Source organism: Aquabacterium sp., from assembly GCF_030652515.1.
Classification (GTDB): domain Bacteria; phylum Pseudomonadota; class Gammaproteobacteria; order Burkholderiales; family Burkholderiaceae_C; genus Aquabacterium.
In genome coordinates, this window is sequence record NZ_JAUSAR010000173.1 from 13,698 (window position 1) to 38,546 (window position 24,849).

General features: G+C 62.1%; 23 protein-coding genes. All 23 read right to left on the reverse strand.

Annotated features, from left to right (window positions below):
* Positions 1 to 14: 14 nt before the first annotated feature.
* The 23 genes from Q7V20_RS19975 to Q7V20_RS20085 all read right to left on the reverse strand — a co-directional run bounded on the left by Q7V20_RS19975 (position 15) and on the right by Q7V20_RS20085 (position 24,742).
* Positions 15 to 815, reverse strand: a complete 801-nt coding sequence (locus tag Q7V20_RS19975; protein WP_304795233.1) for a FliM/FliN family flagellar motor C-terminal domain-containing protein — start codon at positions 813 to 815, stop codon at positions 15 to 17.
* A complete protein-coding gene (flgF, locus tag Q7V20_RS19980) occupies positions 812 to 2,008 on the reverse strand; it encodes a flagellar basal-body rod protein FlgF (RefSeq protein WP_304795234.1) in 1,197 nt (398 codons plus the stop codon). Before flgF ends, Q7V20_RS19975 begins: the two co-directional genes overlap by 4 nt.
* Before the next feature lie 9 nt (positions 2,009 to 2,017).
* Positions 2,018 to 2,422 (reverse strand): flagellar hook capping FlgD N-terminal domain-containing protein, encoded by a 405-nt coding sequence (locus tag Q7V20_RS19985; protein ID WP_304795236.1) that lies wholly within the window; start codon positions 2,420 to 2,422, stop codon positions 2,018 to 2,020.
* An 18-nt stretch (positions 2,423 to 2,440) separates the two neighbouring features.
* Positions 2,441 to 3,103 (reverse strand): hypothetical protein, encoded by a 663-nt coding sequence (locus Q7V20_RS19990; protein WP_304795238.1) that lies wholly within the window; start codon positions 3,101 to 3,103, stop codon positions 2,441 to 2,443.
* A complete protein-coding gene (locus tag Q7V20_RS19995) occupies positions 3,100 to 3,558 on the reverse strand; it encodes a hypothetical protein (RefSeq protein WP_304795240.1) in 459 nt (152 codons plus the stop codon). The genes Q7V20_RS19990 and Q7V20_RS19995 overlap by 4 nt, the downstream gene beginning before the upstream one ends.
* Complete coding sequence (locus Q7V20_RS20000; RefSeq protein ID WP_304795242.1) at positions 3,555 to 4,862, reverse strand: FliI/YscN family ATPase; 1,308 nt, start codon at positions 4,860 to 4,862, stop codon at positions 3,555 to 3,557. Before Q7V20_RS20000 ends, Q7V20_RS19995 begins: the two co-directional genes overlap by 4 nt.
* A complete protein-coding gene (locus tag Q7V20_RS20005) occupies positions 4,846 to 5,586 on the reverse strand; it encodes a FliH/SctL family protein (RefSeq protein WP_304795244.1) in 741 nt (246 codons plus the stop codon). The genes Q7V20_RS20000 and Q7V20_RS20005 overlap by 17 nt, the downstream gene beginning before the upstream one ends.
* A 21-nt stretch (positions 5,587 to 5,607) precedes the next feature.
* The gene (locus Q7V20_RS20010; RefSeq protein ID WP_304795246.1) at positions 5,608 to 6,138 is read right to left on the reverse strand and encodes a hypothetical protein; all 531 of its coding nucleotides are present in this window, start codon (positions 6,136 to 6,138) and stop codon (positions 5,608 to 5,610) included.
* Positions 6,128 to 7,570 (reverse strand): flagellar basal-body MS-ring/collar protein FliF, encoded by a 1,443-nt coding sequence (fliF, locus tag Q7V20_RS20015; protein WP_304795248.1) that lies wholly within the window; start codon positions 7,568 to 7,570, stop codon positions 6,128 to 6,130. The genes Q7V20_RS20010 and fliF overlap by 11 nt, the downstream gene beginning before the upstream one ends.
* 7 nt (positions 7,571 to 7,577) lie before the next feature.
* Positions 7,578 to 7,880 (reverse strand): flagellar hook-basal body complex protein FliE, encoded by a 303-nt coding sequence (fliE, locus tag Q7V20_RS20020; RefSeq protein ID WP_304795249.1) that lies wholly within the window; start codon positions 7,878 to 7,880, stop codon positions 7,578 to 7,580.
* Positions 7,877 to 8,311: a flagellar basal body rod protein FlgC gene (gene flgC, locus Q7V20_RS20025; RefSeq protein WP_304795251.1), complete on the reverse strand. Its 435-nt coding sequence runs from the start codon at positions 8,309 to 8,311 to the stop codon at positions 7,877 to 7,879. The genes fliE and flgC overlap by 4 nt, the downstream gene beginning before the upstream one ends.
* 2 nt (positions 8,312 to 8,313) lie before the next feature.
* Positions 8,314 to 8,694: a flagellar basal body protein gene (locus Q7V20_RS20030; RefSeq protein WP_304795252.1), complete on the reverse strand. Its 381-nt coding sequence runs from the start codon at positions 8,692 to 8,694 to the stop codon at positions 8,314 to 8,316.
* A 37-nt stretch (positions 8,695 to 8,731) separates the two neighbouring features.
* Positions 8,732 to 9,871, reverse strand: coding sequence for a flagellar basal body P-ring protein FlgI (locus tag Q7V20_RS20035; protein WP_304795254.1), 1,140 nt, complete (start codon positions 9,869 to 9,871; stop codon positions 8,732 to 8,734).
* Positions 9,868 to 10,374, reverse strand: coding sequence for a flagellar basal body L-ring protein FlgH (locus Q7V20_RS20040; RefSeq protein WP_304795256.1), 507 nt, complete (start codon positions 10,372 to 10,374; stop codon positions 9,868 to 9,870). The genes Q7V20_RS20035 and Q7V20_RS20040 overlap by 4 nt, the downstream gene beginning before the upstream one ends.
* 76 nt (positions 10,375 to 10,450) lie before the next feature.
* Positions 10,451 to 11,149: a flagellar basal body P-ring formation chaperone FlgA gene (flgA, locus tag Q7V20_RS20045; protein ID WP_304795258.1), complete on the reverse strand. Its 699-nt coding sequence runs from the start codon at positions 11,147 to 11,149 to the stop codon at positions 10,451 to 10,453.
* Positions 11,150 to 11,183: 34 nt separating this feature from the next.
* Positions 11,184 to 11,957 carry a flagellar hook-basal body protein gene (locus Q7V20_RS20050; RefSeq protein ID WP_304795260.1) on the reverse strand — a complete coding sequence of 258 codons (774 nt, stop codon included), beginning with the start codon at positions 11,955 to 11,957 and terminating at the stop codon, positions 11,184 to 11,186.
* A 6-nt stretch (positions 11,958 to 11,963) separates the two neighbouring features.
* The gene (locus tag Q7V20_RS20055; protein ID WP_304795262.1) at positions 11,964 to 12,707 is read right to left on the reverse strand and encodes a flagellar hook-basal body protein; all 744 of its coding nucleotides are present in this window, start codon (positions 12,705 to 12,707) and stop codon (positions 11,964 to 11,966) included.
* 34 nt (positions 12,708 to 12,741) lie between these two features.
* Positions 12,742 to 14,784, reverse strand: a complete 2,043-nt coding sequence (locus Q7V20_RS20060; RefSeq protein ID WP_304795263.1) for a flagellar biosynthesis protein FlhA — start codon at positions 14,782 to 14,784, stop codon at positions 12,742 to 12,744.
* Positions 14,781 to 15,854 carry a flagellar biosynthesis protein FlhB gene (locus Q7V20_RS20065; RefSeq protein WP_304795265.1) on the reverse strand — a complete coding sequence of 358 codons (1,074 nt, stop codon included), beginning with the start codon at positions 15,852 to 15,854 and terminating at the stop codon, positions 14,781 to 14,783. Before Q7V20_RS20065 ends, Q7V20_RS20060 begins: the two co-directional genes overlap by 4 nt.
* A gap of 1 nt (position 15,855) precedes the next feature.
* A complete protein-coding gene (locus Q7V20_RS20070; RefSeq protein ID WP_304795267.1) occupies positions 15,856 to 16,620 on the reverse strand; it encodes a flagellar biosynthetic protein FliR in 765 nt (254 codons plus the stop codon).
* Between the two features lie 41 nt (positions 16,621 to 16,661).
* Positions 16,662 to 16,928 carry a flagellar biosynthetic protein FliQ gene (locus tag Q7V20_RS20075; protein ID WP_304795269.1) on the reverse strand — a complete coding sequence of 89 codons (267 nt, stop codon included), beginning with the start codon at positions 16,926 to 16,928 and terminating at the stop codon, positions 16,662 to 16,664.
* 404 nt (positions 16,929 to 17,332) lie between these two features.
* Positions 17,333 to 17,581 (reverse strand): hypothetical protein, encoded by a 249-nt coding sequence (locus tag Q7V20_RS20080; protein ID WP_304795272.1) that lies wholly within the window; start codon positions 17,579 to 17,581, stop codon positions 17,333 to 17,335.
* A complete protein-coding gene (locus Q7V20_RS20085; RefSeq protein ID WP_304795274.1) occupies positions 17,582 to 24,742 on the reverse strand; it encodes a LysM peptidoglycan-binding domain-containing protein in 7,161 nt (2,386 codons plus the stop codon).
* Between the last annotated feature and the right edge of the window lie 107 nt (positions 24,743 to 24,849).

Below are 24,849 nucleotides of genomic sequence, written 5' to 3' on the forward strand. Positions count from 1 at the left end.
AGTCTCGGTTCGAATCAGGCGGTCGTTTTAGCCTTGGCCACCACTTTGATGGCCAGGTGGCCTTCAAGCTGGCCCAGTTGGCAACGCAAGGCGGGCGCGGGGGCCACGCTAGCGGCCAGGGTCAATGGCAGGTCGTCGCTCAGGCGCGTCGGGAACTGGATGACGTCACCGGTTTGCAGCCCCAGCAAGTCGGACATGGGGATCTCGACCTCGCCCAGGCCCAGGGTCACGGGCAAGCGGTGTTGGGCCAAGGTGGGCAGCAAACCGGTGGCTGGCGTGGCGACTGGCGTGGCGGCCTTGGGCAGGAGCGCACGGTAAGCCGAGCGGCCCAGCAAGCACAGCAGGCCGGATCGGGGCTCGGTGAGCAGCAAGGCACCAGAATAAGTCGACAAAGCTTGCTCGGGCGTGGCAGCGTCAAGTGATGCCGTGGGTTCGGGCAAGGCTTGGCGCCAACGCTGCAGCAAATCGGCCAATGCACGGTCGGCCGCGGCCAGCGCGAAGTCTTCATCGGGCATGGGCGACTTGGTGGAGCGCCCCACCAGTTGGGCCGCCAGTTTGCTGCGCCAGCCGCTGGGCACGTGCACCCAGGCTGCCAGGCTTGGTGGCGTGGTGGAAACGGCTTGCCAAGTCAGCCCAGCGGGGTCAGCCAAGGACTCGCCGCCGCTGACGGCGCTGGCCACCAGGGTGGCGTCGACCGGCAAGTCCAGGCCCCAGGCATGCGCCCAGTCGCGCCAAGGGCTTGTCAGGGCCTGTTGAACCAAGCCCAGTTCGTTGTCCCGCACCAGGGCCAGGTCACGGATCTCAGCTTGGCTCATCGGCGGCTCTTCATGTCATAGAGGGCCTGGATCATGTCGCTGGCGGTGCTGAGCACCTGCGATGAAGCCTGGAAGCCCCGTTGGATCAGGATCATGGCGCTGAACTGGTCGGTCAGGTCCACGTTGGACAGCTCCAGCGAGCCGCCAGTGAGCTTGGTGGTGTTGCCCGCGGCGACCACACGGACGGGATCGGCCCCGGTGTATTTGAACAAGGAGCCGGACACGGCGGTCAGCACTTCGGGCGAGACGAACTCGGCGATGGCGATCTGCGGGCCCTTGGCCGTGAGGGTGTTCGAATAGGTGATGACCAAGGTGCCGGTGTCGTCGAAGGCGGTCTTGGTGATGGTGCCGGCGGTGTTGCCATCGACCTTGTCCATCGCGATCTGGGAGGACGTGCCGCCAGAGTTGCCCGTCACCTGATTACCCAGAACGATGTTGACGAAACTGGCGGTGTTGTCGGCCGCGCGGATGGTGACACTGATGCGATCAGCCGTGGGGTCGGGGAAGGCGCCCAGGGTCTTGACCGTGCCAGACCCCACTGAGATGCCTTTCTCGGTCACATTCAAAGTCCATGTCCCTGAAATGGCCGTGGGGGTGAATACCATCTTGAGCACATGGTTGCCGCCCAAGTGGTCATACACCGTTGTCGCCTCGATGGTGGCGATGCTGAGCGGGTCATTGAAGACGGCGGTCGAAGAGAGGTTGTTTTTCAAGGTCACCGTGGTGGTGGCCTTGGGAGCGCTGTTCTTGAGCTGGCCGATGTCGATGGCACTGAGTGTTCGCCCACCACCGCCGCTCAAGCCCATGACGGCCATGCCTTTGTCCATGGTCACCAACTGACCGTCGCTGTTGAACTCGAAGCGCCCGCTCTTGGTGTAAAGCGTTTGGCCCTGGTCATTGCGCACCACGAAGAAGCCAGGGCCGTCCAGCGCCATGTCCAGATCGCGCCCGGTTTCGCGGATGTCGCCGGTGCTGAAGTTCACCGTGGGATTCAAGGTGTCCAGGCCGCCGCCGGGCGTGGTGGATTCGCCCGTCGAGGCATCACCGCCTTGGGACAGAAAGACATCGGTGAACTGGGCCTGCGAGCCCTTGTAGCCCGGCGTGTTCAGGTTGGCCACGTTGTTGCTGATGACCTTGAGGCCCTTTTGGTGGCCACTCAGTCCGGAGGAAGCCACGTGAATGGAGTCGATCATGGCAGCCCCTTAGCGGATGGTTTGAACTTGGGCCATGGTCAGTCCCGTGATGATCTCGCCGGTCGAGGTCTTGATGGTGATCTGCGGATCACCGGACACCAGTTGCAAGGCGGTGACCTGGCCGGACACGGTGCCGGTGTCATTAACGGCATCGACGGTTTTGCCCAAAAGGCCCACGGTCTGGTTGAGCGATTGCAATGACAGCATTTTCTCGATGCTTTCATTGAGCTGGCGCGTGGTGTCCAGGGACGAGAACTGCGCCATCTGTGTCAGGAAGTCCTTGTTCTCGACGGGCTTGAGCGGGTCTTGGTAGGTCAGCTCGGTCATCAGGAGCTTGAGCAAATCATCCATCGACAGGCCGGCGGCCTTGGTCGAACTCGCCAAGCTGGCGCTGTCAATTGCACTGGTGGCCATGTTTTGTTCCCTGTCGAATCAGCAAGTCAGAATGAAGGATGGCGCCGCATCAGCGCCACGGGTGTAGATGGTCTGCCCATTGAGCACGACCTCGGAAATGGTGGGCGCTTGCCCGGGTGACCAGGGCAGCTCCGACAAGGAAGCTGCCTCAATTGCTTGCCTGGGGTTCAGCCCGGCGGCGCGCAGGTAAAGCTTGAGTTCGCCATTGGGCAAGGTGACCAGTGTGGCGTTGACCGCGGCAGGTGCTTGGGTGGGTTCGGTCGATGGCCGCGTTGGCGCTGGCTCAAGTGGTGCCAGGCCATAGCTCTTTTCGGCCTGCAGCCTGGCGGCAGCCACGGGCAACTGCGGTGTTTGATGCCAGTTGGGCAAGTTCAACCTGGCGGCGCCTGGCAGGGCGCTCATCTGCGCGGCCTGGGGGTTCGGGCCAGCCAGAGCGCTATGAGGTTCGCTGGCAGCCAGGGCCGTTCTACCGCCCTCGGGCAGCCCGCCATCAAGCACGCCCAACCGAGGCAAGGTGCTGGCGGTGGAGGCAGCATCCGGCGGCAAGGCGGAGGCCTCGGCAAGATCCAGCCCCAAGGTTTCTGCCTGATCGAAGACATCTTTCCAGAAAGACTCGTCGGGTCGCGACGGGACGGAAGTCACCACCTTGGAAGGCAGTGCGCCGATCATCAATGAATTCATGCCCACGCCTCCATCACCCAGCGGCGCGCCAAGTACAGGTCATCCAGATTGGCCAGCTCCACCTTGGCACGTTCGGCTTCTTCGCGCTGACGCTCTTGTCGAACCACTTTTTGAAGTGCTTCGTCGCGAGCGCGGTGCTGGGCCAGTTCCGTGCGTTGCTGCTGGACCAGCTCATCGGCCTGGTGAAGTTCACCGTTGACCTGGCGCTGCAGCTCCTGGCTGGCACTGGCCTGGCGAGACAACAAGCCCATCGAGGCCAACTCCAATCGCTGGCCAGGTTGCGCGGCACGGGCATGGGCCAAGGCGATGGCCTCGGCCTGCCGATCGATGGCGGTGGCGCGTGCCTGCACCTGCTCGTGCGACTGCAGGGCCGATGACAGGGACAAGGCGGCCTCGCCCATTTCCCAGGCGGCCATGGCCTTGAGCGCCGTCAGCGCGCGAAGGGTGGGCGTCATGCCAGCACCTGCTGCAGTTGGGCCCAGGTGGTTTGCCTGGCGGCCACGTGGTCGGCGGATTGGCTCAGGCATTCGCGCAGGCGGGGCATCAAGTCCACGGCCCGATCGAGCTCGGCATTCGCACCTGCCCGGTAGGCACCAATTTCAATCAACTGGCGATTGCGCTCGAAGTTGGACATCGACTCCAACAGCGTGGAGACCAGCGCCTTCTGCTCGGGCGTCCAGAGCGCCGACGACAGGCGGCTGACGCTTTGCAGCACATCGATGGGCGGGTAGTGGCCGGCCGCGGCCAGGTCGCGTGACAGCATGATGTGCCCATCCAGCGTGGCACGGGCCGTGTCCGAGACTGGCTCGTTGAAGTCATCGCCTTCGACCAGCACGGTGTAGATGCCGGTGATTGAGCCTTCACCGTCCGAGGTGCCACATCGTTCGCACAGGGCCGGGATCTCGGAGAACACCGAAGGCGTGTAGCCGCGCGAGGTGGGCGGCTCGCCCGAGGACAAGCCGATCTCGCGGCGTGCCATGGCCAGCCGCGTCAATGAATCCAGCGTCAACAACACCGACTTGCCCTGATCGCGAAAGTACTCGGCCAGCACCGTGGCGTAGTACGCCGCATTGAGCCGCATGACCGCCGGTGCATCGGCCGTGGCCACCACCACCACGGCACTGGCCAGGCCTTGGGCGCCCAGGTGGTCTTCGACAAACTCGCGCACTTCTCGGCCCCGTTCCCCGATCAGCGCCACCACGTTCACATCGGCCTGGATGCCATTGGTGACCATGCCCATCAGGGTGCTTTTGCCCACGCCGCTGCCCGCGAACAGGCCGATGCGTTGCCCACGGCCCAAAGGCAGGAAGGCGTCGATGGCCTTGACACCGGTTTCCATCACCGTGTCGATGCGGCGTCTGCTCATGACGGGGCGCGGCGTGACATGCAGTGGGCGTGTCTCAGTGGGCAAAGGCGCACCTTTGCCGTCCAGGGGCTGGCCCATGGCATCAACCACGCGGCCCAGGAATTGATCGCCCACCGGCGCCATCAGGCCGTGGCCCGATGCCACGACGTTGGAGCCCACAGAGATGCCTTGTGGATCGGAAAACGGGGTCAGGCAAACCCGCCCGGCGCGAAAGCCCACCACCTCGGCCTGCAGGCTGCGGTGCCCGAAGCTGGTGTGGATGGTGCAGATCTCGCCCAGGAAAGCATCGGGGCCCTCAGCCTCGATGGACTGCCCCTTCACCTCGACCACACGGCCGACGCGCTCGAACAGATCGACGCGTTGCAGCGCCTGGCGGTCAGGCGCAGAGGACATGTCGGATCGGCCCGTTTGAAACTTCCAGCTTCGCCCGCTGCTGGTCCAGCAAGCGGCGCAGTTGCTTGAGTTGCACGTCCAGCGGTGCGCGGTACTCGCCCCGGGCGGTTTCGACCACACACCCGCCCGATTGCAAGGTGGCGTCCTCGCGCAGCTTGTCGAGCAGGCTGGACGGCGCCGATCCCGCGGCCGCGCTCTGGCGCAAAGCCAGGCGCAGCGCGCTGCACTCAGCGGGGTGCAGGCGGATGGCCAACACGTCGGACTCGCGCAGCGCGGTCGTGACCTGTTGGACCATGCCCGCGATGACCTCGGCCTCCAGCACGTTCTCGCCCAGGATGCGGGTGATGCCGTCCATGGCCAGGTCCGTGGCCACCTCCTGGCAACGGGCCAGCCAGCCTTCAAGCTTCGCCTCAACGTCGATCACGAGCCTTTCAAGCAACTGCGTTTGCTTCTTGAAGCCTTCCAACCCCGAGGCCACGCCTTCCTGGTGGCCAGACTCCAGACCTTCCTTGTAACCCTGCTCGTAGGCCTTCTCCCGCTCGGATTCGAACTTGGCCCGGTACTCTTTCTCCAGCGCCTCGCGCACGCCCGCTTCAATCTGCTGGCGCGCCAGGGCCTGTGCGTCCACGAGCGGTCCATCGGCCAGGCGGTCGGCCTTGATCGGCAGGCCGATCTGCACGGTCTGTCCGGCAAAGGACGGGGATTTGATGATGGCCAGGCTCATGAGAAGGCTTTCATTCAGGGTTCAAGGGGCGGAAGAACGCAGCAAGCGCTGAAGCCACGATGGGCGAACAGGGCGTTTGGCCGCCAGGGGCACGCCAGGTTTGATGCCGGCATGACGCGCTTTGTCGGCCAAGCTGAGAAGCAAAGATTCGGCCACGGGTGTGGGCATGGCGCGTGGTGAGGCGGCCAGGCTTTTGAGCTGGCTGCGCTGTTCGGCAGGCCACTGGCTCAGCAGTTCAGCGGCCCAGGGCCACGCTGCCAGGCCCAACACCCCGGCCACGGTTTCCAGGCTTTGTCCTGCCAGCAGGGCCGTGGCCTGGGCGCTGCCTAAGTTCCAGACAGCTTGATGCGGCCCGGCATCACCTGCTGAGCTGTTCAGGTCAACCCAGGCATGCCCCGTCGGAATCCCCAGCGCTTGCAACTCGTCGAGCAAGGACACCAGCGTATCGCGGCGCGCATCGTCCAGCCGCGCCAGCACCTCCTGGCGCGCGGGGCCAGGCAGTGAGTGGAGCAGCAGCGCGGCTTTGCGCTCGCCAGTCTGGTCATGCGCCATGAGGCTTGCCCTCGTCCAGCCAGGCGTTGATGCGGCCCACGACCTGGTCGATGTCACGCGCGGTGGGTTCGGGCGCAGATGGTGAGGCACTGCCACGGCGCACCGCCACCCAGCCCAGCACCATCAGCAACACCAGGCCGGTGAACCAGGCGATGACCTTCACCACGCGCTGGGCACTGGATGCACCCTCGCCCGCTTTGAGGCTCTTGGCTGCAGCGGATGACAGGGGAGACGCGCCAGGGCTGGCGGCGTGGTAATCCGCCGCCGCATTGCTGCGCGGCCCCGGCAACACGACCACGGCCACCGAATCGCCACGCGATTCATCGGCACCGATGGCGTGCGCCACCATGTTCTTGACGGTCAGCATCTCGACGTGGTCGGCTCGGGCGATGACGGCCACGCTCACGCGCACGATGCCCCCAGGACTGGTGACCACTTGCTCAACCCGGTGACCCACTTTGTACTCGACCTCGCGCGTCACGCTGCCCGAACCGGGGCCACTGGCGGCGCCTCCAATGGGAGTTGGCGCAGTTGAACCATCATGGCGTTGCGACTGGCGCTCGCGCACCATCACCCCCGTGGTCTTGGCGCCGTTGCCCGATTCAACGGGCAGCACGTCTTCGGTGGTGACCTTGACGTCATCCAGGCTCAAGGTGGCATCCACCGAGATCCCGAACTCACCCGTCGGGTCCATGTCGGCGAGCAGGCGCTTGATCTTGCCCTCAAGGTACGCATCCACCTCACGCTTCATGTCCAGTCGGCCATTGGACGGGCTGTCGTCCACGCCCGACTTGGTGCGGGTCAGGGCTTGGCCTTCCTGATCAATCACGGCAATGTCATCGATCATGATGGAGGGCACCGTGGCCGCCACCAGTTTCTGGATGCCCTTGACCTGGCCCTGATTGAGCTGAGCGCCGCTCTCCATGGCCACCGTCACCGCGGCGGTGGGCCGCACGGCTTGCCGCCGCAGGAAGCCCGACTCCGGCATCACCAGGTGCACGCGGGCCGAGGCCACGCCATCGATGGACGACACGGTGCGTGCCAGCTCACCCTGCAGGGCACGCTGGTAGTTGATCTTCTGTGTGAACTCGGTCGTGGAGAAGTCGGTGTTGTTGAACAACTCGAAACCCACCCCGGCCGCCGACCCGGCTCCGCCATCGGCCAGGCCCACCTTGACCCGCCCCAATTCGGAGCGCGGCACCTCGACCGAGGAGCCATCGCTGCTGACCCGATAAGGGATCTTGAGGCGTTCAACCTCCCGCACGGCCGCGGCCACCTTTTCAGGGCTGGCACTGCGCATGACCGGTTCGTACTCGGCGCGCATGACCCAATAAGCCCCGCCCGCCACCACACCCACGATGCCCAGGGCACCTGCGACGAAGCCCACCTTGGCGGTGGTGCTCAAATCATTCCAGAACTGCGTGATTGACATGCCCGCCTCAAATCTGCATGCGCGTCAGGTCCTGATACGCCTCAACCATGCGGTTGCGGATCTGGATGACGGTTTGAACACCAATGCGGGCCTGTTCCAGCGAGATCATCACGCTGTGCAGCTCGACCGGCTCGCCAGAGGCCAACTTCTGCAAGTTGCTCTCGGCCTTGGCCACGTCGGTGTTGACCTTGGCGAACTCTCGGTCCAGCGTGGCCAGGAAGGCCGCGCCATTGGGTTGGTTCGTGGGCGACGTGGATGCTGCCTTCAAGGTGTCGGTGAGGGATGAGATCCCGGCGATGGCGTCGATCATTGATTGCCTCCGATGTCCAGCGCGCGGGCTGCCATGGTTTTAGCGGCTTGCAGGGCGGCCACATTGGCCTCGTAGGCCCGCAAGGCCTCGGTGATGGTGACCATCTGGTCCAGGTGATTGATGCCGGGGTAGCGCACCATGCCGTTGGCATCGGCCTTGGGGTGGCCAGGCTCGTGCACCAGGCGTGATTCGGCGCTGGTGTCTGCCGCCAGCAGGGCGGTCGCTCCGCCCAAGGTGGCCGCATCCATGGCCGCGCCAAAATTGGCAGTCGGCCTCGTCGCAGTGGACACCACGCGCAGTGGCTGATACGGCTTGCCATCGATGTCGTTGACCGTGTTGGCATTGGCCAAATTGTGCGCCGCGACTTCAAGGCGGGTCTTTTGGATCGACATGCCCGAAGCGCTGATCTCGAATACTTGTGCGTAGTCCATGCTCAGCCTCGGCCTCCGGAGACGATGGCGCTGGCCAACGAGAAGTAGCGCGACAGGCCGCGCGTCAAGGCGTGATAGCGCAAAGAGTTCTCGGACAGTCGAACCATTTCGCTGTCCAACTCGACCTTGGTCTGCGGGCCTGGCACGGCCTCCAGCTCGGGCTGGGCATTGGCCAGCATCGAGACCGCATCGCTGTCTTGCGATCCTTGTGCCGCCGTCAAGGCTTGCGCCAGCTTCTCCTCGAACACCACGCGCATGCGCACATGGTTGACCGAATTGACATTGGCGATGTTGTCGGCGATCGCCCGTTGGCGCATGCTGGATGCATCCAGTGCCAAGCGCACGGACTCGATCGTCAACGCTGAAGAACTTCCCAGGTCCATGGTGGACTCCCTTTGTACAAACCGTCTGTGACTGCGACTACTGAACGACCAGTTCGGCGTGCAAGGCACCCGCCGACTTGAGCGCTTTCAAAATGGACACGACGTCCCGTGTGTTGGTCTTGAGCTTGGCCAGGGCCTGCACCAGGTCGGACACCGTGCCGCCTGAATTGGTCACCAGCGTGGCCCCGGCCTGCTCTTGAACATCGATGCGGCTGTTGGTGTAAGGCACGCTGCTCACGCCGGACGGCGCCCAGCCCACCACCAGGGGCTGCGAGACCGCGGTCTCCGAGACCACCGAGATCTTCAAGTCGCCATACGAGATTGCCACGGGCGAGATGCGCACTGCCGCGCCCGAGACCACCGTGCCAGTGCGCTCGTTGATGACCACGCGCGCGCGCTGATCCGGGCTGACCTGGAGCGACTCGATGCGGCGAATCAATTCCACCATGCGGCCGGCGTATTGACGGGGCACCGTCACTTCCACGCTTTGCGCATCAATCGGCGCGGCGGCCACACCACCCAGCTCGCGGTTGATGGCCTCGGCCACGCGGCTGGCCGTTGTGTAGTCCGACTCCAGCAGGGCGATCGAAAAGCTCTCGGTGTTCTTGGCCACGCTGGCGGCCATCGGCGGGCTCACCTCGACCGTGGCACCACCCGGCACTGTGGCGGCCGTGGGGTGGTTTTTTTGCGTGATGTTGCCGTTGGCGTCGTACTTGTAGCCGCCCACGGTCAAGGCGCCCTGGGCCAGCGCGTAGATCTTGCCGTCAGGGCCTTTGAGTGGCGCTAGCAAGAGGTTGCCGCCCACCAGGCTGCGCGCATCGCCCATCGAGGTCACGGTGATGTCGACCGAATCGCCCGGTTTGGCAAAAGCTGGCATGGCCGCAGACACCATCACCGCCGCGACGTTCCTGCTGGAAACCATGTCTGGCGCGATGCTCAGGTTGAACTGCGACAGCATGTTGGCGATGGACTGGCGGGTGGCGCGGTTGCTGGACGAGTCGCCCGTGCCGGCCAGGCCCGTGACGATGCCATACCCCACGATGTTGTGCTGGCGCTGGCCTTGCACGCGGGCGATGTCCTTGATGCGCACATCGTCCGCCGAGGCGGCGGGGTTGGGGGCGGCTGTGGCCCCGGCGGCGCACAGGGCCAGCGTGATGCAGGTGAGTAGAGACTTCATAGCCCGATCAGGTTGAAAAAGCGTGACAGCAGGCTGGGCTTGCTCTTCTCTGCGATGTAACCCTCGCCGGTGTAGGTGATGCGCGCATCCGCGATGCGGCTGGACAGCACCGAGTTGCCATCAGAGATGTCGCGAGGGCGCACGCGCCCCGACACCGAAATCACTTGGGCCTCGCCATTGAGGTCCACCGTCTGCTGCCCCTGGATGAGCAATTCGCCGTTGTTGTCGATGCCTTGCACCGTGGCGGTGATCTGGGCCGTGACGCGGCCTGAACGCACGGTCTGGCCTCCTCCATCGCCGCCCGAGTTGATGTTGCCGCTCAGCCCATGCGGCGGCTTGCCGATGACCTGGCCACTCATGCCCAGCTCGGTGCTGCGGGCTGCCTTGGAATCCACGGATGACGACGCGGCCGAGGACTCTTGAATCAGCACGGTCAGGGCATCGCCAACCTTGACCGCTTTTTGATCGGCCACCAGGGCTTGGTAAGTCTTGTCGTTGAACATGGACTCTGCCGCCCACGTTGGTGAAACCCAAGCCAGACTCATCAGTAGCAAGCCCCAAACAATCTTGTTCATTTCTTCAAAGTCCCTTGATGACGATCACTTCGCCCGGTGCCAACACACGCGCCTTGAGCACCGATGATTGCCCAGCCAGCCGGATGGGGATTTCCTGACCCACCTGGCCATCGGCCAGGGCCGTGGCCCGCACCTCGATCCGCACCGCCCCCACGCTGATGCTGGCCTGGGCTTCCTGATTGGCCGACACAGCCGACTGCGGCGCCAGGTCGGACGACAACAGCACGTCGCCCGCATCGATGGGCCGCTTGACCCGCCAGCCTGCCAGGCCTTCGCATGTGCCACTCCAACGCGACACGTTCGATCGCAGCACGCGCAACTCTTGGCGCAGTTGGCCGCAAACCAGGGGGGCGCCTTGGCGCAACACCACGGTGGACACCCAGACAGGTTGAAGGTCTCGAAGCACGAAGCGCAAAGAGCCCGACGCAGGCGCGGTTTCCAGATTGGAGGTGCGCACCTTCGCTTCCACCTGGCGCGTGTGTGCATCCAGCGTCTTCTCGTGAACGCTGACCCACACATCACCTTGCAAACCTTCGGGCAGCCCCCATTGGCCAGCGTCGTTCAGCTGAGCAGCGCGCCCCGAAGCTTCGATGCCGCGCTGCACCAACCCTTGCACCTGGGCGCGCAGATCAGTGATCGAACTCACGGTGAGCGCCTGCGCGCCGGGCGCACCGGCCCATGCCGCGCCATTCAACGCGAGCATCAAAGGCACCAGCGCCCGACGGATTGATCGACGATCAACCACGGCGCAAGCTGTTGGCCATGGCCATCAACTCGTCGGCGGCCTGCACCACCTTGGAGTTGAGCTCATACACGCGTTGGGCCAACATCAGTGAGACCATTTCGTCTACCACCTTGACGTTGGACATCTCCAGCTTGCGGCCGGCAATGCTGCCCAGGCCCTCTTCGTCCGGGTTGCCGCGCGTGGCGACTTCCTGGCCCTCGGCCGCGGTGAACACGCCATTGCCCAGATAGGACAGCATGTCTGCGTTGGTGAAAGACACCAGTTGCAGGCGCCCCAATTCAGTGGCTTGCGCCTCGCCGCCGAGCTTGGCCGTGACCGCGCCGCGGGCATCGATGTTGAGGTCGGAAGCATTGGCGGGCACGCGGATGTCGGCCTTGAGCAACTCGCCCGAAGCGATGGTGAGGTAGCCCTCCGAATTGATGCGCAGGGAACCGCCGCGCACATAGCCGACGCGGTCATCGGACAGGCGCACTTCGAGCAAGCCGGTGCCGTTGATGGCCACATCCAGCGGCGCCTCTGTGGCGCGCAATTCGCCTTGCGAAAGATCCCGGTGCAGAGGCGAGCGGGCCGCCGCTGCAGCTGGGTCACCTGCATTGCGGACGGTGCTGGTGCCGACTTGCGCCTGGCGATCCAACATGGCCGAGAAATCGATGCGCTCGCGCTTGTAGCCAGCCGTGTTGGTGTTGGCCAGGTTGTTGGACACGACGTCGAGCTGGGTCTTCTGGACTTGCATGCCCAGGGCGGAGATGTAGAGAGAATTCAACATGGCAGATCAGACCTCACCCAGTTTTTGAATGGCTTTGCCCAGGACTTCGTCATAGCCTTGCACCAGGCGAATCAGGCTTTCGAAGTGGCGAGTGCCCGCCATCACGCCCAACATTTCTTGCAGGCTGCTGGTATTGGAGGCCTCCAGAAATCCCGCCCGCACCGTGCGTTGCTCAGGCTCGACGTCGGCGAACTGATCGCCCGCGACCGAGAACAGCACGCCGTCTTCGCTGGTGATTTCGGCATCGCTCATGGGTTTGACCACGCGCAGCTGCCCCACAGATTGGCCGCCCACGGTGACACGGCCCGCGCCGTCGATGCTGACGCCAGTGGTGCCACCGGGTTTGACATCGCCTTGCATGCCCAACACGCGCATGCCCCTGGCGCCGGTCAACTCGCCCTGGTCATTCACCTGCAAGGCACCGGCCCGCGTCAACCAGGTTCGGGTGCCATCATTCAAGGCAAAAAACCCGTCGCCATCAATGGCCACGTCCAGCGGGCGCCCGGTCTGGTTGAGGGCCCCAGCGGTGAAATCGGTGGCGCGCTGCAACAGCGGCGAGGCGGGCAAAGATGCGAGGGTGGATACCGGGCCAGCCTGCTGGGCCTCCATCACACCATTGAAGGACACCGAGGCCACCGTGCCACGGCGATAGCCGGGCGTGGTGGCGTTGGCGGCATTGAGGCTGAGTTGCTCAAGCCGCGTTTGATCGGCACGGAGCGCGGACACCGCCACGGACAAAATATCAGCCATCACGGCCTCCCTTTACTGCGATTCATGGCCGTGCTCATGGCTGAAGACTGACGGACGAAAACGCCCTGAGTTCAAACTGTACAGGGACCTCTGCCACGGACAACACCCTTAAGTGAGGGATCGCACGTTCGGACAGGGCGCGCACATGGCGTCGCAGCTCCACGGGGCACAGCAGCACAGGCGTCATGCTGTTTTTCATCATGCGTTCGGACTGCTGGGCCAGCTTGAGCAACAGGGTTTCCGACAGGCGCGGATCGACCATGGCCACCTTGTCCGACTCGCCCACTGAAACGCTGCGCAGCAACTGGCCTTCGATCTCAGGATGCAAGGTCATCACGTGCAGCACCTTTTTGTCCGCGCTCAGGGTGTTGCAGATGGTGGTGGCCAAACGCTGGCGTGCCATCTCGACAAGCAGGCCCGCGTCTTTGGTGGCTTTGGCGCCATCGATCAGGGCCTCAACAATGGCCTGCAGATTGCGGATCGGCACTTTCTCGCGCATCAGGTGTTGAACCACCTTCTGCACATCGCCCACGGACAACAAAGTGGGCACCAACTCCTCCACCAGCCCAGGTTGTGCAACGCGCAGGCGCGCCAGCATCTTGTCGGTTTCGGTGCGCGTCAACAGGCCTGAGGCCTGCTGGCGCAAGGTCTCGCTCAGGTGCGTGACCAGCACGGTGGCTGGGTCCACCAAGGTGTACTTGGCAGCGCGGGCAGCATCGCGTTGCGCGGGCTCGATCCACAGCGCCGGCAGACCGTAGGATGGATCACGCGTCTCGATGCCTTTGACCAGGGTGGTGTTGCCCGTGGGGTGGATGGCCAGGATGTGTTCGGGCATCACGGCGCCCATGGCCACGGTGTCGCCAAACACCGCGATCTCGTACTGGTTGGGCTGAAGGCTGGCGCCATCCTTGAACTTCACCTTGGGCAGCACGAAGCCGATCTCATGCGCGAATTGCTTGCGGAACTCGGCCACGCGTTCCAGCAGCACGGTCTTCTCGGCACCGCCCAGCATCTGTGCCAAGCCTGAGCCCAGCATCATTTCAACAGGCTCCACCTGGGCCAGATCGTAGGGGTCGTCCGAGGCCGCGTCCTTGTCTTCAGGCGCATCGGCCCCATCCTTCTTGCGGCTCGAAGCCAGGAAGTACATGACGATCAGGCCCGCCACCAGCACCAGCGGCGGGAAGATGGGCATGCCCGGCAGGCAGGCAATGCCCAGCAATGACAAGGCGACCATCACCAGGGTGCGCGGGTAAGCGGTGATCTGGCGGAACACCTCCAGGCCCAGCATGGAATCAGAGGCCGACCGAGTGACGATCAGGCCCGTGCCCACCGACACCACCAAGGCCGGCACTTGCGTGACGATGCCGTCGCCAATGGTCAGCAAGGTGTAGTGGCGCAGGGCCTCGCCCCAAGGCATGCCCATCTGCAGCACGCCAATCACCAGGCCACCGATGATGTTGATCAACATGATGATGATGCCGGCCACCGCATCGCCCTTGACGAACTTGCTGGCCCCGTCCATGGAGCCGTAGAACGCCGCTTCACGCTCCAGGTTCTTGCGGCGGCGCTTGGCTTCGTCCTGGTCAATGAAGCCCATGTTCAAGTCGGCATCAATGCTCATCTGCTGGCCAGGCATGCTGTCCAGCGTGAAGCGGGCGGCCACTTCCGACACCCGCTGCGCGCCACTGGTCACCACCACGTACTGCACCACCACCAGGATCAGGAACACGATCAGGCCGATGACGTAGTTACCCGCGACCACGTAAGAGCCCACAGCGCCGATCACGTGGCCGGCATCGCCCTCGCTTAAGATCAGCCGCGTGGCCGACACGTTCAGCGCCAGCCGGAACAGCGTGGCCACCAGCAGAATGGCTGGGAAGGTGGAAAACTCGACCGGGCGCGGCGCGTAGAACGTCACCAGCAGGATCAGCAGGGCAAAGCCCACGTTCATCAGGATCAGGAAATCCAGCAGCCCCGCTGGAATCGGCGCGAACAGCACCAGCAGGATGCCCATCACCAGGGCCACCAGGGCCAGGTCGGCGTTCTTGCCGAAGAAACGGCGCAGGGTCGCGGTCATTGTTTTTTCATCTTTCGGGCCGCGAACACCCACACCAGGATCTTGGCGACCTCGGCGTAGTGCGTTTCAGGCAGGTAGTCATCGGGGCGGGCCAGGCGGAACAAGGCACGCGCCAGCGGTGGGTTTTCAACAATGGGCACACCATGGCGGGCGGCCAGCTCGCGCATCTTCATCGCCATGTCGCCAGCGCCCTTGGCCATGATCCGGGGGGCCGACATGGATTCGCGCCGGTAGGCAATGGCCACGGCGTAATGGGTCGGGTTGGTCAGCAGCACGTCGGATTCGGCCACGCGGCGCATGGTCATGCCCTTCTTGAGCCACTCCATGCGCAGTTCGCGGATTCGCGACTTGATGCGTGGGTCGCCCTCGCGCTGCTTGTGCTCGTCTTTCACCTCGCGCTTGGACATGCGCATTTGCTTGAGGAACTCCCAGCGCGAATAGGCCAGGTCGGCCACGGCCAACAGCGCGAACAGGGCGGTCAGCGCGGCCAGGATCACGCCCACCTTGTGGATCATGTAGGCGAGGATGGCCTGGGTGTCTCGGAAAGGCAGCACCACCACCTCGCGCAGCACGGTCTCGCCGGCGATCAGCAAAAGCAGCACTACCGTCAACAGCTTGAGCGAACTGCGCGCCAACTCGTACAAACTGCGCATCGAGAAAATGCGTTTAAAGCCCGTGGCCGGGTTGATGCGGTTGAAGTCGGGCTTGAGCGGCTCGGTGCTGATCACGAAGCCCACCTGCAGCACGCTGACCAAGGTCACCAGCACGAACACGACTGCCAAGGGCGCGGCCAGTACGTACAGGGTTTCAACCGCCAGGGTGCCCAGCATGTGGGTGGTGGTGGCGATGTCCCAGTTGGTGCGTGACACCTGCGCCAGCGCTGAGTGCAGCAGCTTGGTCATGTCGCGCGTGACACTTTCGCCCATGCCGAACACGCAGCAGGTCATGCCGAACAGCAAAGCCAGAAAGGTCAGGTCCTGACTTTTGGCCACGCTGCCTTTTTCGCGGGCCTTTTGCAGCTTGTAAACCGATGCCGGGTCGCTCTTGTCCTGATCGGGTGACTGGCTCATGTCATTGCACCTTGTCGAGCAGGTCGATCGGCACCATCAGCACCTTTTGGGTGACTGGGCCCAACAGGCGTACCGACACCACTGCCACGGCCAGGCCCAGCAGTACTTTGATGGGGATGCTCAGGAACATGACGTTCATCTGCGGCAGGTTGCGCGAAACCACAGCCACCACCACATCGGCCAGCAGCAGGGCCACGACCACGGGCGCGGCCACGGCAAAGCCCAAGCTGAACATCACACCGGCGCCCTGGGCCACGGGCAGCCAGCCTTCGATGCCGAGGGCCTGGCCCACCGGCATCAGCTCGAAGGTTTTGAAAAAGGCGGCCAGCAGCAGTTGGTGCGCCTCGCTGACAAAGAAAAGCAGCACGGCCAGCAGGTTCAGGCTGCTGGTCATGACGGCGGAATGGCCCTTGGAGACAGGGTCGAGCGCAGCGCCCAGGCTGAAGCCCATCTGGATGTCCATCAGGCGGCCGGCGATGGCGAAGGCGGCAAAGGCGGTGTGCACGCCCACGGCCATGAGCAGGCCCACGGCGACTTCACCACCGGCTGAGCGGGCCAGGGCTGCCATGTCGGTGGGCAAGGCCGCAGTAGCGGCGCCACCATCCAAGGTCAGGCTGGCGGCGAAGCTGGCGAAGGCCAGCACCAGGATGATGCGGGCCAGCGCCGGAACGCCAAAGGCGCTGAACAAGGGGGTCATGACCAAGCCCAGCGTCAAACGGATTGACGCCATCAAGGTCATGTGCAGCCAGAGCAGCCAGGCATCCATGGGACGGGTACGACTTTGAGAGGAGGGGCTTGGAGCGGTGGTCAGCTCAAGGTGGCGGCCTGGGCCAGCGCAGCCTGGGCGAAGGCCACGAGCTTGCGCAGCATCCAGGGGGCCAGCACCAAGGCGCCGATCACGAACACGATCATCTTGGGGATGAAGGCCAGCGTGGCGTCCTGGATCTGGGTGACGACCTGGAACACGCTGACGAGGATGCCGGTGATCAGGGTGAGACCCAGCAAGGGGGCGCAGACCAGCAAACCCGTCTTGAGCATCTCGGAAAAAAGCTGCAATGCCAGCTCAGCAGTCATGACCGCTCCCTCTTGTGAGGCGCGGCAGATTGATGACGGATCATGACGCTTCTACTCCCTGAACTGCTTTAGCTTGTACTGCACGTTGCCTTTTGGCAGCGGGATGGTACCAGCGGGCGGGCGCGCCGCATGCCCCTCAGCCCGGGGTAAACGTGCGTTTACCTCAAGCTGAGGGGCTGATGTTGAGCGGGAATAAAATTGTCAAGATGGACACTAGCGAAAACCCGTAGGCTTTGTCGAGGCATCGCAGCCAGTCAAGCCAGCGGCCAAGAACGCGACATCGGCCAAGCGCACCACGCACACGGGTACGCAAGCAGCACTCAAAGACCCAACAGGCTTTAGCCGATGCGGTGGGCTGCCACGTGACAATGATTCGGCGCTACGAGTCCAACGAGACAAAAAAATCAGCGCGCATCAGACAACGCACCCCATACCCACATCACAACAGCCAACGCGAGAGAGCCAAATAAGACAGCCCGCAAAATCTTAATGACATACCCCCACTCTGGCACAAAAACAAAAACACCAAATCGCAAAAAACCTAAAGCGGGAGTAATAACAAACACTGCAAGTAATGCAATCGCCCCCACCATGAATAAGTAGACAAGCCAAAGCTCACCAAACTCTTTAAGTTTTCTCAGAAATACTGCCACTTACTTGCCTTCCCCATATCGCAAAGCCATAAAATCAAAACCCAACCCGGTGGTTTCTGAAACTATGCTGGATGCTACTCCATTTGATGGCAAAACAGATTGCGCATACCTCATGGACAGGCTGGAGCTTTCGCTGCTGATAGCCTTTGCAATGGCAACATTTTTCATAAATGAAGCGGCACTATTTCCGACGGGCCCACCCAAGACTGTTCCGGTCGCAGCCGCCGCCATCTTCCAGGTCGGATCTTCCCCCTTCATTGTTGAGGTAACTAGCGCACCAGCTGTGTTGATCGCAACCGATGGGAGAACCCCCTTACCAAAAGTCAGACCTCCAGTTACCGCAGCAGCCCCAACATCAACCCAATCTGGGGACGGTTTTGTAGCCATTTGGAAAGAAAGGTTTACAGCGCCACCTGCCGCAGCCCCAACCGCAAAATACTCAAGGCTCACAGGGGCGGTCGCTGCAGCCAACACGGGCATTACAAAAGCCTTTTCCAATGCCATTCGTGTTTGAGCATATGGGTCATTTGACTTCCCATTCCACTGAGACGCGCTGGGTGCATTGGCCAATCCCGTCTCATATATTTTCCGACCTACCACTGCAGCGGCAGCATCATCCAGCTTGCGCTGCGCCATGCTGGCTTCTTTAAAACTCCAGACTGGTTCAGCTAATTGATTGGCGTTGGTGGCTTGCTGAGCAGCCGCCGCTTGGCGTTGTGCTCGCGCCTGCGTATCAGCAGCGATGAGTTGCCCGCCTTGCTTGAGATCCGCTCCACTCAGATCGGGGAAGTAAACCGAATCACCAGCCCGAAGCAAAGTGCTGTTGGCGCCGTTGGCCTGCGCCAGAACCAAAGCGTAACGCTCATCACCATACTGCTGACGCGCCAGCTTGGCCCAAGAATCGCCCTTCTGAGCTACTTGCCCAGGCGTGGAAGAAGCCGGGATGTCGATGCCAGACAGCCCCCCACCCAACTCATTGAGGGAGTTGGGGGCGCCACCGAGACGCGATGCAGCCGCACGCGCTTGGCGATCCTTGCTGAAGCCACTCCAGTCCTTGCCATCGTTAGCACCTGGAATGTCGTCCAAGCCAGAGAGGAACCCGTCAATATCCGCCTGCGTCAGCGGCTTGGACTGATATTCGGGCTCTTGCTTCTGGGGAGCCTTCTTCTGATCGCCACCAACGATCGACCCTACGACCGCATCCCCCAGTGCACTGCCAAAGCTATTGGCTGCGATCGCATTCCAATTAGGCTTTTCATGTCGAACCTTGGCATCGACCCAGCCGCTAACGATGCCCCCAATGGTGCCACGAGCTACGCTTTCGCCGAAGGCGCCAAGCCCGCTGAACGAGCTGCCAACTAGACTATTGGCTCCAGCATTTGCCGCAGCGCTCAACCCTGCCGACGCCACCCCAGTCCAACTGAATTTCTTTTGCAAGCCAATGGCTGTGCCAACACCTTGGCTGATGACATTGGTCACCACAGCTTGACCGACCATGCCTGGGAAGCTTGCAGCTTTGCCAAGTGCATCCACAGCAAACAACCCTGTTGCATTGGCGGCAACACCTGCACCCGCAGTTACTGCTGCCGTGAGCGCGCTCCTTCCTACCGCCGACCAACTGAACTTCTGCACGTCGCCTGTAGCCATGCCCACCAACTGGCTGGCAATTGAGCCCACAGCTGCGCCCACAGCTGCGGCACCAATTCCGGTTGCCACGCCAGCCATGGTTCCAGATGCCAGGGCGGCGCCCACTGTGGCAAAGGCTGGCCCACCCATCGAGGCGATTGCCGCAAGCGCAGCGCCAGCCGTTACGACCGACGCCACGACAGCGACCACCACCATGATGATCATGCCGAGGCCGCCACAACCCTTCTTCTTGGGCGGTGGCGGAGGATCCGGCAGCGTGGGCGAGATATCCCCCAGCGCCTGTGCCGGGTCATACGGCCTGCTGGTCTGCGTGTTGTTGTGGACGTTGGTCACCTTGTTAGGGATCAACAAGGTCTGGCCGGCCTTGAGCTGGCTCGAAGACGTCAAGCCATTGGCATCGGCGATCAGGTACCAAAGGCTGGCATCGCCCCACACCGCTTGCGCGATGCCTTGCAGTGATTCACCGTCAGCGCCCACGGTGTAGACACTGCCCGTGCGGCCCGGGTAGTTCGGCCCGATGGGTTGGAAGTTCTGGTCAAAGTCTGCCGAGCTGACCGCCTTGCGCTGGGTGGCATCTTCAGGGCGTTGCGCCAGGATCTGCGCATAGTCACGCGGCGCGGCGCCTGTGGTGTTGTAGGCCACGTCGCCCACTTGCTTGCCGTTGAAGAAGTAGTAGTTCTCGAACTGAAAAGTGGTCTCGGCCGCGATGCGATTGTTCTGGCGTGGGCCGGCGTCCGGCCCATCGATCTCTTCACGCCGGGTGATGCGGCCGTCCGCGTCGGTGCTGTAGTAATACCACTTGTTGTCAGCACGGTCGTGGAAGCGCAGGGCGTGGCCGTTCTCGTCATAGGTGATCTTGGCGCTGCCCGCTTGCCACTTGGGATCGTTCACCACCTTGATGCTGATGTCACTCTGCTTGGCACTGTCCCAGTACTCGTACACGTAGTCGCTCTTGGTGGCGACTCCGCCACCAGAAGGCGTTCGTGTGGAACTCATCAGCAATCCCGTACTGGCCTCCAGGGTCTGGATGGTTGTTGACTTGACGGTTTCACCCACCGACTCCGTGTCGCTGGTCAACAAGTTGTCCGCGTCGTATGCAAACGCATGACGGGTGACGATGCTCTGCGAGGTCTCCTCCAGAGACCTGACATTACCCCGCGCATCGTTGTCTCGGATGGAAATGCGCGCACCGTTGAGCAGGACTTCCTCCAGGTAGCCCTCGTCATCGTAAGTGTATTTTTCAGTGCCCAGCATGCCCACCGCGCCGGTGCGCTGGCTGAGGTAGTTGTAATCGATGATGCGGCCAGATTCCCCAGTGCCCCGATCCACCTTGCCAGTGACCGTGTTCAATGAACCCATCGTGATGATGAAGCGGTTCATGTTGTCGTAGGTGTACCAGAAGTCCTGGGTCTGCAGCCCACCACCGGCGCCATCGTTGTACGTGCTGAGCACCCGGCGGCGGTTGCCCACGGCGTCGTACTCGTAGTTGATGTCACTCTTGGGGTCCCAGATGCGGGTCAGGCGGTTGGCATCGTCGTAAGTGGCTTGCGAGTACTGGTAGTACTCCCAGACCGCGTTGGAGCTGTTGCCAAAATTGCGCGCATAGCCTTCGAAGATGCGATTGCCTCGGTCGTCGTAGCGGTACTCCGTCCAGGTCTGGCGGGTGTTGTCGATGGTGCTTTTGAGGTAGCCGTTGCCGTAGTAGGTGAAGCTGATGTCCTGGCCGGAGAACTTCAGGGTGGCGGTGATGCCGGTGGGCTTGTTGTCGGTTGACTTGCTGGTTTGCCCATCAAGCAAACCCGCATTGTTGTAGCGGTAGGTGAAAGCGCGGTTGTCCAGGTCCTTGTGCCAGCGTTGGCGGCCGAAGTAGTCGGTGTCGTCGATGAGCTTGCGGCCATCGCCCATGGTGGTGGTCAGGCGCCAGCCACCTCCGCCTTCGATGCTGGCCACCCAAAGGTAGTCGTAGTTGGTTTCCCGGGTCGCGACCGCCGTGGTGGTCTTGGTGACGCGTCCCAAGGCGTCGTAGTAGGTGCGCACGCGCTGGCGGTTGCTGTTCGCATCGGGTGCCAATTTGGTGGCGATGCGCTGGCCCACGCTGTCGTACTCGTAGTTCTCGTCCGCCTCACCGGGGCGGTTGACGGCCGTGAGCTGGCCCTTGGCATCGTAGGTGTAGCTGGTGACGCGCTTGGTGGCAATGACTGAATCAGTGAGGGCGCCTTCGCCGTTCCACATCTCATTGGCGGTGCGGGTGAGCTGGCCGAACACGTCGTAGTAGTTGCGCTTGACGCCTTCCTTGGCGATGAAGATGCCTGAGTTGACCGCAGTCTCGACCCTGCGGCGGTCGGCGTGGAACTCTTTGACGATGATGGGCTGGTCGGCAAGGCTGCCTGGCAGCAGACTGTAAGTGGTCACGTTGCCATTGGCATCGGTTGTGCCAACGAGGCGGCCTACTTGGTCGTAGTGGTACTCCGTGGCAGGGCGCTTGGGCGTGAAAGCGCCGTTTTCGCCCGTGGTTGATACCAGCGGCTCTTCTTTTTTGGTCAGCTTGCCCAGGGCGTTGTAGGTGAAGTCGGTGATCAGCTTGATCGGCGGCTGGCCTTCCACCGCAGGAGCTTTGAAGCGGACTTCTTGGGTTTGTTCGCCGTAGGCGTTGTAGACCTGTTGGCGGTGGATCAGAGCATCAATAGGCAGGTTTGAGCCTGGCTTGAAGTCAATGAAGTGATCGTAAGAAATAATTGGAGGGCGAGCGTCTGCAGTTTGACTCAGGATTGCCGGTGCATCTCCAAGCCGGAGTGTCCCATGAGCGCCCGCGACCTTGTCCCCATTGCTATTTACGCCTTCATAGGCGTAGTTATAGTCGCCGGCTGCTAAGGCGCTCCAATCCATCCCAAAGGTACCATTTAGCGGGCGACCGTTTCCACTCAAGAGAGATAAATTTATTATTTGATCGGTGGCACCACTTCGCCAAAGATGCATTTTTAATGCTTGGGTGTCATTATCTAGGCCGTTGACCGTAATGAGTCGGGCGTGATTTGCAATATATTGAGAGCTATGCGTTCCAGGAATTAAATCCCCGTCATTATAGTATGTATTCGAGCCTCTTTCAATTGTTTGGGAAATCAATTCATAACCATTGATGGTCAATTGATAAAGTTTGGCCGTTGAACCATAGGAGTATAGGCCGCTATTAAATGATATCTTTGCATTCCGCAAGCTCAAGGAGCCTGTATACCCTACTGCCTCAGTGGTTCTATTTTCTGTAGTGGTTACCCAGCCGCCGTCACCATTCCAGCCTGAGTAGGTTACCCAAGTCTCCAGCGTGAGTTTATATAAACCTGACCCATATGGTGATAAGAGTGGCAGAGCGGCATAACCTTCACCATATAAATCGTGAGCTCCTCCGGCGAGGTATTCATTCCATATCGGGGTTGTACTTGTGCTAACTGCAGGCGTTGTTTTGAAGGCTGCTATCCCACCTGCGTCAAAAGGATTTTGCGGAGTAGAAATAGGCTCCGTCCGCTGAACAGTGCTGGCATCTTTCCCGGCATATGGCGTTGACGCGCCAGTGGCGCTCATATTCGTCTCATAAGAATCGGTAAGCTTATTTAGTGCATCGAAGAGGTTGTACTTAGTCGCAACGGTGGTGCGGTTGCGCGCAGTCTCAAGGCTGGTCGCCTTGCCGTCTGCCAATATTGTGATGCTGCGCAAATCATCTTCGCTGGAAGTCAACTCCAGCGTCGCATTGCCATTGGCGTCATAGCCATAGACCTTCACGGCCCCCTTCTCAGTACCTGAATTGGTACGCCACACACGCCCAGCGTTGTCATACTCGATCTTCTCTTGCGCACCGTTGTTGGTGCCCTTGCCGATCACCTCGTTGTAGGCGTTGTAGCTGGTCTGCTGGCTTTGCTTTTGCACATAGTTGGCCTCTGTGCTCAGCTTGCTGGCAGTGACCTGCTCGACCTGGCGGCCTGCCAGGTCGTACTTCACCGTGGTCTGGTCGTTGTAGACCTCGTTCTTGGTCGCGAACTCCGGATCCAGGCTGTCCATCGTGTTGCGGTTGAGCTGCTGGCGTGTCACGCGCCCCATGCGGTCATAGGAGAACGTGGTGACGTTGCCCAGCGCGTCCTTCTCGCTGGTGCGCACCCCGTTCTTGCCGTAGTAAAAGTGGGTGATGCGGTCATCGGTCTCCACCGCGTTGTCCTTGCCGCGCTGGATCTCGCGGGTGGCCAAGCCCAGGCCGTTGTACTCCGTGTCGGTGATGGTGTTGACCAAGGCGCCACCCGCATCGTTGAAGGCAGCTGACTTGGTCTTGATCAAACGGCCTTGCAGGTCGTACTCATAGTCGGTGGCCTTGGTGGCAGCATCCAGCACCTGCGTGACCAGCCCCAAGCCGTTGAAGGTGTACTTGGTGGTGACGGTGCCTGAGGCGCTGCCCAGGTCGCCCGAGTCGTCATTGACCGTGGACCACGCCACATTGAGTCGGCGCTCTTCAGTGCGCCGGTTCATCTTGTCGAAGCCGAACTCGACCACGCGCTTGTCGGTGGCCGCTTGCGGGATGGCGGCCAGCAAAACGCTTTGCGCAGTGCTGGTTAGCACGGTGGTGCTGGCGCCCAGGGCTTGGCCGTAGCGCGTTTGGCGGATCATGTTGCCGCCAGCGTCGTAATCCCACTTGGTGACGTAGCGGCCCGCATCGACCTGCAAGGTCTTGTTGCCCAGCTTGTCGTAGTAGCTGTAGGTCAGGTTGCCATTGGCATCCTTGTCTTTGATGACATTGCCTGCGCTGTCGTATTCCTGGTAGGTGGTGATGTGGGTGTCACTGAGGCTGTAGGCCAGAGTGGTTGGGTTGCGCGCCCCCACGGTGACGTTCTTGACCGTGGTGCTCAGCTTGCGGTTGTTGGCATCGTAGGTAAAGGTGGTCTCGCGCACGTTGCTGGCGTTGACCGGCAGAGGCAGCGTGCTGCCGGCCACGGCGGGCAACTCAGCCAGCACATCGCCATACACCTTTTGCGAGACCAGATTGCCGGCCTTGTCGTAGCTGTAGGTGCTCAAGGTACCAGTGGGGCTGATGTCGGCCACCTTGCGGTTGAGCGCATCCCAATACGTCAGGGTGCGCCCAAAGTCGGGGGCCAGGACTTCGATCAGGTTGCCGCGCTTGTCGTAAAAGCGCGCTTCAAGGGGAATCCGGTCGACTCTTTCGCCGCCGTCCACCGAGTAGACCGTCATGGCCTGGCCGGTTTGCTCAATCTGGCGGTCCAGCTTGTCGTACTTGTAGTTGGTGACGCGCTCCTCGCTGAGGCCCTCCGCTTCGGTCTTGGTGATGACGTTGCCCCGCGAGTCATAGGCGTAGCGGGTGATGACGTCCGGGACGCCCGATTTCACGGGCGCCGCCTCGGTCAGGACATTGCCCTTTTTATCGTAGGTGTAGGTATACGTGCCTGCCGCACCATTGGTGGCGCTGGTGCTGGACTTGGCAGTGAAGGTATCCTTGTTGCCCAGGCCGTCATAGGTCATGGACTCGAAGAAGCCAGCCGCATCGGTGATCTTGGTCTGGCGGCCCTGCTTGTCGTGCTCGATCTGGGTGAGCTGGTCCTGCTCGGTGGAGCTGGTCAGCACATAGG

What these genes read in the sequence shown, in the direction of transcription:
- fliE (WP_304795249.1), bottom strand. Translation starts at nt 7,880, where the DNA reads ATGATCGACGCCATCGCCGGGATCTCATCCCTCACCGACACCTTGAAG.
- Q7V20_RS19975 (WP_304795233.1), bottom strand. Translation starts at nt 815, where the DNA reads ATGAGCCAAGCTGAGATCCGTGACCTGGCCCTGGTGCGGGACAACGAA.
- flgA (WP_304795258.1), bottom strand. Translation starts at nt 11,149, where the DNA reads ATGCTCGCGTTGAATGGCGCGGCATGGGCCGGTGCGCCCGGCGCGCAG.
- Q7V20_RS20065 (WP_304795265.1), bottom strand. Translation starts at nt 15,854, where the DNA reads ATGAGCCAGTCACCCGATCAGGACAAGAGCGACCCGGCATCGGTTTAC.
- Q7V20_RS19990 (WP_304795238.1), bottom strand. Translation starts at nt 3,103, where the DNA reads ATGAATTCATTGATGATCGGCGCACTGCCTTCCAAGGTGGTGACTTCC.
- Q7V20_RS20085 (WP_304795274.1), bottom strand. Translation starts at nt 24,742, where the DNA reads ATGACCTATGACGGCCTGGGCAACAAGGATACCTTCACTGCCAAGTCC.
- Q7V20_RS20005 (WP_304795244.1), bottom strand. Translation starts at nt 5,586, where the DNA reads ATGAGCCTGGCCATCATCAAATCCCCGTCCTTTGCCGGACAGACCGTG.
- flgC (WP_304795251.1), bottom strand. Translation starts at nt 8,311, where the DNA reads ATGGACTACGCACAAGTATTCGAGATCAGCGCTTCGGGCATGTCGATC.
- Q7V20_RS20055 (WP_304795262.1), bottom strand. Translation starts at nt 12,707, where the DNA reads ATGGCTGATATTTTGTCCGTGGCGGTGTCCGCGCTCCGTGCCGATCAA.
- fliF (WP_304795248.1), bottom strand. Translation starts at nt 7,570, where the DNA reads ATGTCAATCACGCAGTTCTGGAATGATTTGAGCACCACCGCCAAGGTG.
- Q7V20_RS19985 (WP_304795236.1), bottom strand. Translation starts at nt 2,422, where the DNA reads ATGGCCACCAGTGCAATTGACAGCGCCAGCTTGGCGAGTTCGACCAAG.
- Q7V20_RS20030 (WP_304795252.1), bottom strand. Translation starts at nt 8,694, where the DNA reads ATGGACCTGGGAAGTTCTTCAGCGTTGACGATCGAGTCCGTGCGCTTG.
- flgF (WP_304795234.1), bottom strand. Translation starts at nt 2,008, where the DNA reads ATGATCGACTCCATTCACGTGGCTTCCTCCGGACTGAGTGGCCACCAA.
- Q7V20_RS20060 (WP_304795263.1), bottom strand. Translation starts at nt 14,784, where the DNA reads ATGACCGCGACCCTGCGCCGTTTCTTCGGCAAGAACGCCGACCTGGCC.
- Q7V20_RS20070 (WP_304795267.1), bottom strand. Translation starts at nt 16,620, where the DNA reads ATGGATGCCTGGCTGCTCTGGCTGCACATGACCTTGATGGCGTCAATC.
- Q7V20_RS20035 (WP_304795254.1), bottom strand. Translation starts at nt 9,871, where the DNA reads ATGAAGTCTCTACTCACCTGCATCACGCTGGCCCTGTGCGCCGCCGGG.
- Q7V20_RS20010 (WP_304795246.1), bottom strand. Translation starts at nt 6,138, where the DNA reads ATGGCGCATGACCAGACTGGCGAGCGCAAAGCCGCGCTGCTGCTCCAC.
- Q7V20_RS19995 (WP_304795240.1), bottom strand. Translation starts at nt 3,558, where the DNA reads ATGACGCCCACCCTTCGCGCGCTGACGGCGCTCAAGGCCATGGCCGCC.
- Q7V20_RS20050 (WP_304795260.1), bottom strand. Translation starts at nt 11,957, where the DNA reads ATGTTGAATTCTCTCTACATCTCCGCCCTGGGCATGCAAGTCCAGAAG.
- Q7V20_RS20075 (WP_304795269.1), bottom strand. Translation starts at nt 16,928, where the DNA reads ATGACTGCTGAGCTGGCATTGCAGCTTTTTTCCGAGATGCTCAAGACG.
- Q7V20_RS20040 (WP_304795256.1), bottom strand. Translation starts at nt 10,374, where the DNA reads ATGTTCAACGACAAGACTTACCAAGCCCTGGTGGCCGATCAAAAAGCG.
- Q7V20_RS20000 (WP_304795242.1), bottom strand. Translation starts at nt 4,862, where the DNA reads ATGTCCTCTGCGCCTGACCGCCAGGCGCTGCAACGCGTCGATCTGTTC.